This is a genomic window from Reyranella sp. (genome assembly GCF_004297265.1).
In the GTDB taxonomy this organism is placed as follows: domain Bacteria; phylum Pseudomonadota; class Alphaproteobacteria; order Reyranellales; family Reyranellaceae; genus Reyranella.
This window is the reverse complement of record NZ_SCUT01000040.1, coordinates 23,442-36,085: the sequence shown is the minus strand read 5'-3', so window position 1 is coordinate 36,085 and position 12,644 is coordinate 23,442. Positions and strand designations below refer to the sequence as shown.

Here is a 12,644-nt window from a genome sequence, read left to right as displayed (position 1 = left end):
AAAGTCCCTCACATTCGAATTCGGGAGTCGTTCATGGCTACGTTGTATGTCGGCGGTCGTCTTTTCGACGGCGAGAAGGTGCAGGACGGGCAGGCGGTGCTGGAAGAGGGCGGACGCATCAAGCGGGTCGCCCCGGCCGGCGAGTTCAAGGGCTTTGCCGGCGAGATCGTCGATACGTCGGGCGGCACGCTCATTCCCGGCATCATCGACTGCCATGTCCATTCGCTGTCGGGCGCCGAGGGCAATCCGGGTGCGGTCCAGGACCGCCTGAGCGCGGCCCAGCTCACGGTGCGTGGCATGGAGTTCATGCGCCAGACCCTGGAAGGCGGCGTCACGGCCGTACGCGACTGCGGTGGCAAGGACTATATCGAGTTCGCGATCCGCGACGCCTACAATGCCGGGCGTTTCCTCGGCCCGACCATGCGCTGCGCCGGCCGCATGATCTGCATGACCGGCGGCCACGGCAATCGCGTCGGTCGCGTTGCCGACGGTGTCGACGAGGTGGTGAAGGCGGTGCGCGAGCAGGTCCATGCCGGCTCCGACCTGGTGAAGATCATGGCCACGGGCGGCGTGATGACCGCCGGCGTCAATCCCGAGGATGCGCATTACAGCGCCGAGGAAATGAAGGCCGGCATCTCGGAGGCGCATCGCTTTCACAAATGCTGCGCCAGCCACGCGCAAGGCGCGCTCGGCATTCTCAACGCGGTGCGCGGCGGCATCGATTCGATCGAGCACGGCATCTTCATGGACGAGGAGTGCTGCCGCGAGATGAAGGAGCGTGGCGTCTGGCTGGTGCCTACCCTGGCGGCCGTGAAGAACATCCTCAAGGGATATGACGAGGGTGACCGCTCGATCCCAGACTATGTGATCGAGAAGAGCCGCCGCGTGTTCGACCGCCACATCGCCGCGACCAAGATGTACTATTCGGCCGGGGGCCGGATCGCGATGGGTACCGACGCCGGCACGCCGCACAATTGCCACGGCGAGAACGCGCGCGAACTCGAGTTCATGTGCGACATCGGCATTTCGAGCCGCGACTCCCTGTTCTTCGCGACCGCGAGCGCGGCTGACCTTATGCGTCTCGCCGATCATGGCCGCATCGAGGAAGGCAACGTCGCCGACTTCGTTCTCTGCGACGGCGACGCGCTGGCCGACATCAAGCGCGCCGCACGCAAGGAGAACCACCGGATGGTGGTCAAGCGCGGCCTCGTCGCCCGCGACAACCGCGCGGCCTTCTCGAGCGAAGCCGTTCGCGTCGCGGCGGAATAAAGAGCAGGGCAGGACGATCCCGGAGCCTTCGTGGAAGAAATCTTCCTCATCCTCGTCGGGATCGCCTGGGCGCTCGGTACGCCGCTGATCGCCATCATGGCGCTGGTCCGGACCTCCGGCCTGCGCGCGCAGAACGAGCGGCTCGCCTCCGAAATGGCGGCGCTCCGGCGCCAGATCGCCGCCATTGGCGAACAACCGCTTCCACCACCCGCCGAAGCGGCTCCGCTCGCGGTAACACCGGCCGAGACGGTCGTGCCGCCACCACCGGCGCCGCCCTTCGTTCCGGAGCCCCAAGCCGAGCCCGAGGCGATCGTCATCGGCGCGGATCTGCCGGCCTCACAGTCGGCTTCCGTGCCACCGCCTGCTCTCCCGACCGTCGAGCCGGTGAAGGGCGGATGGGAGCAGCGGCTCGGCGCCCGCGCCTTCGTCTGGGTCGGCGCGATCACGCTGGCCCTCGCGGCCGTCTTCCTCGTCCGCTACTCGATCGAGGAGGGGTACCTCTCGCCCGAGGTGCGGGTCGTCCTCGCGGCCCTGTTCGGTTTCGCCCTGATTGCAGGCGCGGAGCGCATGCGGCCGCACGACGATCGCGTCTCGCAGGCGCTGGCCGCCGCCGGTGTGGCGGCAGTCTACGGATCGCTGCTGTCGGCCGTGGCGCTCTACGACATGATCTCCAAGGTCGCGGCCGGGGGCGGCGCGGCGGCCCTGACCGCGTTCGCCATTACGCTCTCGCTGCGGCATGGAATCTTCGTGGCGGCGCTGGCCTTCGTCGGCGGCTTCCTCAGTCCCGCGATCATCGGTAGCGAGCAACCCAACACGCCGGTCCTGTTCGGCTATCTGTTGGCCATTGCCGCCGGCACCCTCACGGTCATCCGGCTCCGCGGCTGGTGGATGCTCGGTTGGGGCGTGCTGGCGGGCTCGGCGCTGTGGACCTGCATCTGGATGCTGGCCGATCCCGACCTGCCGGAACTGCATTGGGTCGGACTCTTCCTGGTGGCTCTCGCGGGCCTCTTCGTCTGGGCGTCCTGGCGGCGCCTGCAGGAGAGTGAGAACCCGGCGAAGGACGTGCTGGCGCTCGTCTGGGCCTCACTGGCCGTCACGGGCGGCCTGCTCGTGCTGGCCATCGCGCAGGATGGCGGCGAGCAGACGGCCGGCTGGCTGGCCCTCGCCGTGCACGGGATCGGCATTTTTGCCTTCTCGCGCTGGGCGCCGCGTTTCCAGTTCGCCGCCGGCCTCGCCCCGGCCCTGTCGCTGGCGGCGCTGGCGCTCTGGTGGTGGACGGCGAGCGGCGTGCCTTCCGAGTGGAACGATGGCCGCTTCGGCTGGCTTGTGACGGTATTCGGTGGCTTGTACGCCGCCGCGGCTTTTGCCCTGCTTTGGAACGCCGCCCGGCCGGGTTTCTGGGCAGCGCTCTCGGTGTCGGCCGCGCTGTCTCACTTCCTGCTCGCCTGGTACGGGCTGCGCGGTACGCCCGGCGTTCCCTGGGGCCTGATCAGTGTGGGCCTTGCGGCACCGTTCCTGGTGGGGGCCGAACGCCTGACCCGCTGGCGTGGGACGATGCCGGGAGCCACCGAAGCCCTGGGTTTCCTGGCGGCGGGCGCCACCTTCTTCATCGGCGCCGCCATTCCGCTCGAGCTCAATCGCGAATGGATCACCGTCGCCTATGCGGTCGAGCTGGCCGCGGTCGCCGCCATCTCTGCGCAACTCGGGCTGGTGACCCTCCGCCGGCTCTGCTGGCCACTGCTCGCGATCGTCGTTGTGCGCTTCGTCGTGAACCCCGAGATCCTGAAATATCCGATCGGCCTGACGCCGATCCTCAACTGGATGCTCTGGGGCTACGGCCTCTCCATCGCCGCACTGGTCGTGGCGCTGCGCTTCCTGCGCCCGACCGCCGACGTACGGCTGGTGCGCGCCGTCGAAGCGGCGGCGGCTCTGCTCGTCTTCGTCCTGCTGACGCTCGAAGTACGCAGCCTCTTCCAGCCGACCGCCATGATGACGCCCGATGCGAGCTTCATGGAGCGGGCCTTCTACGTGCTGGTCTGGGGGGCCTTCGCCCTGGCGGCCCTCTGGAAGGCGCGGCTCGACGGCGACCTCGTGGCGCTGTGGGCGTGGCGCCTGAGCGGCGGCGTAGCCGTCGCGGTGGTGCTGATCGTCCAGGTGCTGGTCGCCAATCCCGTGTTCGAGCCGGCCGATGTCGGCCGGCTGCCGATCCTCAACGGGCTGCTGCTCGCCTATGCCGCGCCGGCCGCGATGGCAGCCCTGGCGCGCCGCTGGATCGACGTCGAGTCCGACCGGCGGGTCGATCTCCTCGTCGAAGCGGCAGCCTCTGTCCTGGCCTTCGCCTATGTCTCCTTCGAAGTGCGCCACTTCTTCGATCCCGGCTTCGAGAGACGCGGCTTCGACGCCCACGGGCTGGAACTCTACGCCTACTCGATCGCCTGGCTGCTGTTCGGCGTGGCCCTGCTGGCGCTTGGCTTCCTGAGGCAGGCGGCGGCGCTTCGCCATGCCGGCATGGTGCTGGTCTGCATCGTCGTCGCCAAGGTGTTCCTGATCGACATGGCGGGGCTGCAGGGCCTCCTGCGGGTCTTCTCGTTCCTCGGCCTCGGAGCCGCCCTGATCGGTCTGGGGTACGCCTACCGGCGTTTCGGATTCGACAGCAAATGACCGGAAGCCTGTTCCCCGAGCTCAGCCTGTCGCTCGACGATCTGCGGGCGCTGCAGCTCGACCGGCTGCGCACGACGTTGCGCCACGCCTACGACAACCAGGCGCCGTATCGTGCCAAGTGCGAGGCGGCGGGCGTTCATCCCGACCAGCTTGCCAGCCTCGACGATCTGGCGCGCTTCCCCTTCACGGAGAAGGGCGACCTGCGTGACGCCTATCCCTACGGCATGCTGGCGATCCCGCGCGAGCGCTGCGTGCGTCTGCACGCCTCCAGCGGTACCACCGGCCGCCCGACTGTGGTGGGCTATTCGGCAAAAGACATCGCCACCTGGGGCGACCTGATGGCCCGCTCGCTGTTCGCCGGCGGCGCGCGGCCGGGCGACATCATTCACAACGCCTACGGCTACGGCCTTTTCACAGGGGGGCTGGGTGCGCATTACGGCGCGGAGCGGCTGGGCTGCACGGTGGTGCCGATGTCCGGCGGCTTCGGCGAGCGGCAGGTCCAGCTCATCCGCGAGTTCGGCGCGCGCGTCGTGCTGATGACGCCGTCCTATATGTTGGCGATCGCCGACGAATTCGAGCGCCAGGGCGTCGATCCGCGCGACACGGCGATGCGCATCGGTATCTTCGGTGCCGAACCGTGGACCGAGGGGATGCGCGCCGAAATCGAGCGACGGCTCGGCATCGACGCCGTCGACATCTACGGGCTGAGCGAGGTGATGGGGCCGGGCGTCGCCTGCGAGTTCGTGGAGACGAAGGACGGGCCGACGATCTGGGAGGATCATTTCTATCCCGAGATCGTCGATCCCGTGACCGGCCGGCCGGTGGCCGAGGGCGAGCCGGGCGAACTGGTCTTCACGACGCTGACCAAGGAAGCGATGCCCGTCGTGCGCTACCGGACGCGCGACCTGACGCGGCTGATGCCCGGGACGGTCACTGCGATGCGCCGCATGGCCAAGATCACGGGGCGCAGCGACGACATGCTGATCGTACGCGGCGTCAATCTCTTCCCGAGCCAGGTCGAGGAACAGATTCTCCGCGATCCGGCCCTGAGCGGCCACTATGTCATCGAGCTGACGAGGACGGGCGCGCTCGACGATCTACTGGTGCGCGTCGAGGCGCGGCAGGTTCAGGAGCAGGGGGCTAGGCTTCAGTCAGGCGCCGAACTGACTCGAAGGCTCAAGGGGATGTGCGGCCTCTCGGCTTATGTCGAGGTTGCCGTACCGGGGACGATCGAGCGGTCGCAGGGGAAGGCACGCCGTGTCATCGACAGGCGTCCCAAAACCTAGAGTCCCGTGACCAGGCGGATTCGGGCCTTGAGCAGTCCAGGATCGTCGGGCAGCTGACTGACCTCAGGCGCAATGAGGTTCCCCTGCGTTGCGGGCGCCGCTGCCTTTGCGCGGCCCACCGAGGCGTCGATGACGACCGCGAGCGTGATCAGGGCGGCGGCGATCACGAGCAGGTCGATCCACGAAAAGCGTGACTTGCGAAGTTCATAGGGGACGGCGATCGCCCGCTTCTTCTTCTGGCCTTGGTTCATGTTGGCCTCTGGGAACGGTGTTTCGGCTGGGCTGGAAGGTTGCCTTATGATTCCGATTTCGGTCGGCGTCGCGACCGCACTGAGGCGACACCAAGGTCGTTTGTGTCAGCCGTGTCCGAGCGTGGCACCGGCAACAGCGGCAAAGGTGAGAATCGACGCCGCGATCACGAGGAAATCGATCCAGCCGAGCGAGAGTCGGCGGCGCTTCACGGCCTGTCTCCGGCAGCGTGGGTGGGAGGCGTTGCCGGCGTGGAAGACGCAACGCCCTGCGCAAGCACGCCACCGGCGAAGATGACGATGCACGCCAGGATCAGAAGAGCGTCAACGGTGGCGAAATTGCGGCGAGACATGGAACCTCTCGTTGTGTTCGTACGAGACACTACGGAGAGGGGACGGCCATCATCCCTTGCGGAAAATCATGCGCGCACAGCGCGTCAGACGTAGGCGATGCGCAGGATGTTGGTCGCACCCGGCGTGCCGAACGGGACGCCTGCCGTGATGACGAGGCGCTCGCCTTCCTTCGCGATCTCCTCCTGGCGCGCGACACGCACGGCGCGCTGGACCATGTCGGCGAAGTTGTGCGCGTCCTCGGTCCGGACAGGATGGACACCCCAGGTGAGCGTCATGCGCCGTGCCGTGTTGAAGTTGGGCGTCAGGCAGAGGATTCGCACATCGGGCCGTTCGCGCGCCGCCCGCAGGGTCGTCGAGCCGGTGTTGGTGTAGGTGACGATAGCGGCGGCCGAAAGCGTGTGGGCACACTGGCGTGCCGCGGCGCTGATCGCGTCGGCGGTCGTGGCCTCGGGCTCGCGCCGGCTCGCGTCCATGAGGCGGCGATAGAGCGGGTCGCCTTCGACGCTCTTCAGGATGCGGTCCATGATCGTGACCGCTTCGATGGGGTAGTCGCCCGACGCGGATTCGGCGGACAGCATGACGGCGTCGGTACCGTCATAGACGGCGGTTGCCACGTCGGAGACTTCGGCGCGCGTCGGTGTCGGCGAATGGATCATCGACTCCAGCATCTGCGTCGCCACGATGGTCGGTTTGCCGGCCACGCGGCAGGCGGCCAGGATGCGCTTCTGCAGCGGCGGTACGGCCTCGGGCGGCATCTCGACGCCGAGATCGCCGCGGGCGACCATGATGCCGTCGCTCTGCTCGATGATCTCGTCGAGATGCTCGATCGCCTGCGGCTTCTCGAGCTTGGCCATCACGGCGGCGCGGCCGGCCACCAGCTTCTTCAGCTCGGCGATATCGTGGGCGTGCTGAACGAAGGACAGCGCCACCCAGTCGACGCCGAGCGACAGGCCGAACACCAGGTCCTTGTGATCCTTCGGCGTCATCGGCGACACCGGCAGGACGAGGTTCGGCAGGTTGACGCCCTTGCGATCGCTAATCGTGCCCGCGACCTCGACCTCGGTGTCGATGGTCTTTTCGTCGTGAGCCACAATGCGCAGGCGGACCTTGCCGTCGTCGATCAGGAGAAGGCCGTCCGGCTTCGCCGCCTTGAAGATCTCGGGATGGAGCAGGGGGATGCGCTTGGCCGTGCCCGGCGTCGCGTCCATGTCGAAGCGCAGCTTCTGGCCCTTCTTCAGCTCCATCGGTCCCTTGGCAAAGGTGCCGAGGCGCAGCTTGGGGCCCTGCAGATCCATCAGGATGGCGATCGGGTGCTTGTATTCCTTCTCGAGCGCGCGCAGCTGGTCGACCCGCTGGCGATGGTCCTCCTGCTGGCCGTGGCTGAAGTTCAGCCGGAAGACATCGGCGCCGGCCTCGAACAGGATTCGCAGGCGCTCCGGCGTCGAGGAAGCAGGGCCGAGTGTGGCGACGATCTTGGTGAATCGATTGCGGTGCATGGGACCAGCCTACCTGGAGGGCGACGACACTTTGAAGTCGCCGGCCGCCTCGTAGACCTTGACGACGGCGGCGTCATCCAGTTTGCCGTGACCGGCGCCCGCGGCCGCGATGAAGAGCTGGTGGGCCGCGGCCGCCAGGGGCAGCGGCAGGCGCAGCTCGTGGCCGGTGTCGAGCACGAGGCCCAGGTCCTTCACGAAGATCTCGACGGCCGACAGCGGCGTATAGTCGTCGTCGAGCATGTGCGGCACCCTGTTGCCGAACATCCAGGAATTTCCCGCGCTCGCCGAGATCACTTCATAGACCGCGCGCGTATCCGCTCCGGCCTTGGCGGCGAGCGCCATGGCTTCGGCGGCCGTGGCGATATGCACGCCAGCCAGGAGCTGGTTCACCGTCTTCACCAACGAGCCGATGCCGGCCTTGTCGCCCAGGCGGAACACCTTGGCGGAAGTGGCCGAGAGGATCGACTCCGCTGCAGCGTAGCTCTGTGCATTGCCCGAAGACATGAAGGTCAGTTCGCCCGATTCGGCACGCGCCCGTCCCCCCGACATCGGCGCATCGAGCAACTCGTGTCCGGTTGTCGCCAGACGCTCGTCGAGCTTGCGGATGAAGGCGGCGGGGCAGGTGGCGCACTGCATGACGAGGCCGCCCTTGCGAAGCGTGGCGACGGCGCCCCCCTCGCCATAGAGGACGGCTTCGACCTGCTGGGCATTGACGACGGCGAGGACCACGACGTCGGCGATCTTCGCGGCTTCGGCTGGCGAGGCGGCCGTCGTACCGCCTGCCGCCACGAAGGCGTCGCGCGCGGCGGCGCTGGGATCGACGCCGATCACCTTGTGGCCGTGCTTCAGCAGGTTCTTGGCCATGCCGAGGCCCATCGAACCAAGGCCCACGAACGCGACGACGGGTGTGTTCTTGTCGGTCATGGATCAGGCCTTGATGCCGTATTTCGCCGCCCAGCCGAGGCCGGCGCCGGTCGTGGTCTTCGGCTTGTATTCGAGCCCGACATATCCGTCGTAGCCCAGCCGGTCGAGCACATCGAGCAGGTAGAGGTGATTGACCTCGCCGATGTCGGGCTCGTTGCGGTCGGGGTTGCCGGCGATCTGCACGTGCGAGGTGATCGGGAAGAGGCGCTCCATGCGCTTCTGCAGATCGCCCTCGGTGACCTGTAGGTGATAGAGGTCGAGCTGCAAGCGCAGGTGCGGCGCGCCGACTTGGTCGATGATCGCCTTCACCTGGTCGGTCGTGTTGGTGAAGTAGCCGGGAATGTCGCGGCGGTTGATCGGCTCCAGCACGACGGTGATGTCCATCTTGGCCGTGCGGTCGCAGATCTTCCTGAGGTTCGAGATGAAGGTGCGGTGCATTGCCTTCACGTCGGCACCCGGCGCGATCATGCCCGACATCACGTGCAGGGTCCGGCACTCCAGCGCCTGCGCGTAGTCCAGCGCCTTGTCGATGGCGGCGGCGAACTCGGCCTCGCGGCCCGGAAGGGCCGCCAGTCCGCGCTCGCCCTTGCCGGCATCGCCCGGTGGGAGGTTGAACAGCGCCTGCGTGAGCTTGTGCCTCTTCAGCTCGGCCGCGATCTCGGCAGCTGGCGCCTCATAGGGGAACAGGATCTCGACAGCCTTGAAGCCGTGTGCCGCGGCGGCGCCGAAGCGCTTCAGGAACGGCACTTCCTGGTAGATCCACGAGAGATTGGCGGCGAGCTTGGGCATTCTTCTGTCCGATCAGGAAGGATAGGCTTCTTCGACGTCGCGCACCTCTGCATCCGACAGGGTGCGCAGCTTGAAGCCCTGCAGCAGCAGGTGGAGCTTGGCCGTTTCCTCCAGTTCCTCGATCGAGGCGGAGGCGGCCGACAGCGAGGTTCCCGCGACGACGGGACCGTGATTGGCGAGAAGTACCGCGCGATGGCCCTTGGCGTAGTCGCGGATGGCATCGGCCAGCTTGGGGTCTCCGGGCCTGAAATAGGGAACCAGCGGCAGCTTGCCGACCCGCATCACGAAGTAGGGCGTGATCGGCGGCAGGGTCGTCTCGGCATTGTGGTGGCAGGACGGGTCGAGGCAGGAGATCGCCACGGCATGCGTGCAGTGAAGATGGACGATGGCGCCGTCCTTGGGCCGCACGTCGTAGACCGAGCGATGCAGCAGCGCTTCCTTGGTCGGCGGATCGCCGGCGACGTGCTTGCCCGAGAGATCGATCTTGGAAAGCTGGCCGGGCTCGAGTTCGCCGAGCGAGGAATTGGTCGGCGTCATCAGCCAGCCGTCGGCCACCCTTGCGCTGATGTTGCCGGAAGTGCCGGGGCAGAGGCCGCGCGCCGCGAGCTTGGCGCCCAGCGCGCAGATCTGCTCGCGCATCGTCGTCTCTGCGGTGCTCATAGCCGGTCGAATGCCTTGGTGAAGAAATCGGGAGCGCCGAAATTGCCGGACTTCAGCGCGAGAAGGATCGGCCTGGCCCCGACCGAAGCGGTCCATGGCACACCGGGATCGATCTCGGGGCCGATGCGCAGCGCCGTGACGTCGAGCGCGCTGACGACGGCACCCGAGGTTTCGCCGCCCGCGACGACCAGCCGGCCGACGCCCGCATCGACGAGACCGCAAGCCAGCGCCGCCATGGTCTTCTCGATGGCCTGGCTCGATTTCTCGACGCCGTACTTCGCCTGCAGGGCTTTCACGGAATGAGGCGTGTCGCTGACCGACAGCAGAATCGGTCCGTTGCCGAGCTTGCCCTTCGTCCAGTCGAGCGCTTGGCCTGCGACGTCCTCACCGCGGCAAATCGCATCCGTGTCGAGCGCCAGATGCGCGCCCTTGAAGGCGGCAATTTGGCCCAGCGTCGCTGCCGAGCACGAGCCCGCCAACACGGCCGCTGCGCCTTCGATCTTCGGCAATGCATCTGCGCCGGACCGATGGGCCAGCAGGCCGCGACGCCGATACGCCGCGGGCAAGCCCAGCGCGACTCCCGAGCCACCGGTGACGAGTGTGTCATCACCGATCGCCTCGCCGATGATGCCGAGATCGGTGTCGGCCACGGCATCGACCACGACGTGGCGCACGCCCTCGGCGGCGAGCTTGTCGAGCGACTCGCGAAGCGCTGCCGAGCCCGACTGGACCTGCTTCAGGGCCACGAGGCCGACCTTGTGCGGCGTCTGGCGCGCCAGCACCCGTACCAGGCTGGCGTCGGTCATCGGCGTCAGCGGATGATGCTTCATGTGCGAGTCCGAGAGCAGCACGTCACCCACGAACAGATGGCCGAAGAAGATCGTGCGCCCGTTCACCGGAAAGGCGGGGCAGTAGATCGCCTGCTTTGCCTTCAGCGCATCGAGCAGCGCATCACCCACCGGGCCGATATTGCCGGCGTCGGTCGAATCGAAGGTCGAGCAGTATTTGAAGAAGAAGCGCGTGCAGCCGGCCGCCTGCAGGGCTTTCAGCGCGTCGAGCGATTGCGCGACGGCGTCGGCGGCGGGAATCGAGCGGGTCTTGAGCGCGACCACGACGGCATCGACGTCGTCGGAAATGGTGTCCGTCGCCGGTACACCGATTGTCTGGATCGTGCGCATGCCGCCTTTGACGAGCATGCCCGCGATGTCGGTTGCGCCGGTGAAGTCGTCGGCGATCACTCCGAGAATGGCCATGGAACGACGTTAGGCGATGATCGTCGCCGGCATCCAGAACTTTCGGCGCCGGGAGCGGCGCCGGGCCTCGTCCTCGCCGTCGTAATGGTGCAACGGCGGTGCAGCATCGAATGTGTCGCGGATGTCGAGGGCGTTGACGTTGACGATGCCGATGGCGCCGTTTTCCTCGGGCATCACGGCACCGACATAGGTGCCGCAACGGGCGCAAAGCAGGTAGTCGGTGATGCCGAGGCCGAAACGGTAGCGCGACAGGGCATTTGGTGCGCTGCGGAATTCGACGCTGCCCGTTGGATCGCCCATCGTGCGGGCGCCGTGGCGGCGGCAGAAGCTGCAGGCGCAGCGGCCGACCCGCATCTCCTCCGGCTTCTTCCCGGAGGTGAGCGCGATCCTGATCGCGCCGCAGTGGCAGGAACCGGGATAGGTCCTCATGGCGCGATCAAGGTGACCCTGAAGTCGTTGACGTTGGTCCGCGTTGGCCCGGTGACGAGGGCGTCACCCAGCAATTCGAAGAAACCATGCCCGTCATTGTCGTCGAGCATGGCCTGCGGATCGCCGCCCTTCGCACGCGCCCGTGCCAGCGTATCCGGCGTGAAGACCGCGCCGGCAATATCCTCCGCGCCGTCGACGCCGTCGGTGTCGGCCGACAGACCCCAGATGCCAGCAGTACCATGGGCTGCGATGGCCTGGGCCAGCAGATATTCGACGTTGCGTCCGCCGCGACCCTTGCCGCGCACCGTGACGGTGGTCTCGCCCCCCGAAAGGATCACCACCGGTTTGCCGCCGCGCTTGGCGATCTCGATGGCCTGATGCGCGTGCGCGGCACCCAGCGCGCGGGCCTCGCCCTCGAGATTGTCGCCGAGCATGACCACTTCCACGCCGCGTTCCTTCGCGACGGCGGCGGCGGCTTCGAGCGAGCGCCTGGGCGTGGCCACCATGATCGTCTCGACGTTGGCGAGGCGCGGGTCGCCGGGCTTCGGCGTCTCCTCGATGCGGCCGGCGGCGCCTTCCTTGAGGTGAGCGAGCACGGCAGCCGGCGGATCGATCTTGTATTTCGCGAGCACGGCAAGCGCGTCGGCGAAGGTCGTCTTGTCGGCGACGGTGGGGCCGGAGCCGATGACGCCGGGGTCATCGTTCGGCACGTCGGAGATCAGCCAGGAGAGAACGCGCGCCGGCTGGGCAGCGATGGCGAGCCGGCCGCCCTTGATCGCCGAGAGGTGTTTTCGCACCGTGTTCATCTCGACGATGTTGGCGCCCGACTTCAGAAGCGCGCGGTTGACGTCCTGCTTGTCGTTCAGAGTGAGGCCCGGCGCCGGCAACGCGAGCAAGGCCGAGGCGCCGCCCGAGATCAGACAGAGCACGAGATCGTCGGCGCCCAGCCCCTGGACACGCTCGTAAATGCGGCCGGCGGCCTCGCGGCCCTTGTCGTCGGGCACGGGATGCGCGGCCTCGACGATCTCGATGCGCCTGCAGGTCTCTCCGTAGCCGTAGCGCGTCACCACCAGCCCTTCGAGCGGATGCGGCCACTGGTCCTCGACGGCGCGCGCCATGGCCGCACTTGCCTTGCCGGCGCCGATCACGATGGTGCGACCCTTCGGCGGCTGGAGCTTCGCAATATAGGGAGAAAGGCAGGTGGCGGGGCGAGCGGCGGCGAGGGCAGCATCGAAGAGGGCGCGCAGCAGGGCGCGGGCGTCAGCATCTTTCATT

Annotated in this window: 11 protein-coding genes; 3 read left to right on the top strand and 8 right to left on the bottom strand. The window is 67.5% G+C overall.

Annotation, left to right across the window (positions count from 1 at the left end):
• Nucleotides 1-33 precede the first annotated feature (33 nt).
• From EPO41_RS17105 to paaK, 3 genes are read left to right on the top strand one after another with little or no spacing between them, the layout of a single operon-like run.
• Nucleotides 34-1,269, top strand: a complete 1,236-nt coding sequence (locus EPO41_RS17105; protein WP_296327264.1) for an amidohydrolase family protein — start codon at nt 34-36, stop codon at nt 1,267-1,269.
• A 30-nt stretch (nt 1,270-1,299) separates the two neighbouring features.
• Nucleotides 1,300-3,930 (top strand): DUF2339 domain-containing protein, encoded by a 2,631-nt coding sequence (locus EPO41_RS17100; protein ID WP_296327262.1) that lies wholly within the window; start codon nt 1,300-1,302, stop codon nt 3,928-3,930.
• Complete coding sequence (gene paaK / locus EPO41_RS17095; protein WP_296327259.1) at nt 3,927-5,216, top strand: phenylacetate--CoA ligase PaaK; 1,290 nt, start codon at nt 3,927-3,929, stop codon at nt 5,214-5,216. Before EPO41_RS17100 ends, paaK begins: the two co-directional genes overlap by 4 nt.
• Here paaK and EPO41_RS17090 read toward each other — a convergent pair.
• From EPO41_RS17090 to EPO41_RS17055, 8 genes are all read right to left on the bottom strand, one after another.
• Nucleotides 5,213-5,467, bottom strand: coding sequence for a hypothetical protein (locus EPO41_RS17090; protein ID WP_296327256.1), 255 nt, complete (start codon nt 5,465-5,467; stop codon nt 5,213-5,215). The two genes, paaK and EPO41_RS17090, sit on opposite strands and share 4 nt — an antisense overlap.
• A 434-nt stretch (nt 5,468-5,901) precedes the next feature.
• Nucleotides 5,902-7,314 carry a pyruvate kinase gene (gene pyk, locus EPO41_RS17085; protein ID WP_296327254.1) on the bottom strand — a complete coding sequence of 471 codons (1,413 nt, stop codon included), beginning with the start codon at nt 7,312-7,314 and terminating at the stop codon, nt 5,902-5,904.
• A 9-nt stretch (nt 7,315-7,323) separates the two neighbouring features.
• Nucleotides 7,324-8,238, bottom strand: a complete 915-nt coding sequence (gene ltnD / locus EPO41_RS17080; protein WP_296327251.1) for an L-threonate dehydrogenase — start codon at nt 8,236-8,238, stop codon at nt 7,324-7,326.
• Between the two features lie 3 nt (nt 8,239-8,241).
• Nucleotides 8,242-9,027, bottom strand: a complete 786-nt coding sequence (gene otnI, locus EPO41_RS17075; protein WP_296327243.1) for a 2-oxo-tetronate isomerase — start codon at nt 9,025-9,027, stop codon at nt 8,242-8,244.
• A gap of 12 nt (nt 9,028-9,039) precedes the next feature.
• A complete protein-coding gene (gene otnC / locus EPO41_RS17070) occupies nt 9,040-9,687 on the bottom strand; it encodes a 3-oxo-tetronate 4-phosphate decarboxylase (protein WP_296327241.1) in 648 nt (215 codons plus the stop codon).
• Complete coding sequence (gene otnK, locus EPO41_RS17065) at nt 9,684-10,940, bottom strand: 3-oxo-tetronate kinase (RefSeq protein WP_296327238.1); 1,257 nt, start codon at nt 10,938-10,940, stop codon at nt 9,684-9,686. The genes otnC and otnK overlap by 4 nt, the downstream gene beginning before the upstream one ends.
• Before the next feature lie 9 nt (nt 10,941-10,949).
• Nucleotides 10,950-11,369, bottom strand: coding sequence for a hypothetical protein (locus tag EPO41_RS17060; protein WP_296327235.1), 420 nt, complete (start codon nt 11,367-11,369; stop codon nt 10,950-10,952).
• Complete coding sequence (locus EPO41_RS17055) at nt 11,366-12,643, bottom strand: glycerate kinase (protein ID WP_296327232.1); 1,278 nt, start codon at nt 12,641-12,643, stop codon at nt 11,366-11,368. Before EPO41_RS17055 ends, EPO41_RS17060 begins: the two co-directional genes overlap by 4 nt.
• Between the last annotated feature and the right edge of the window lies 1 nt (nt 12,644).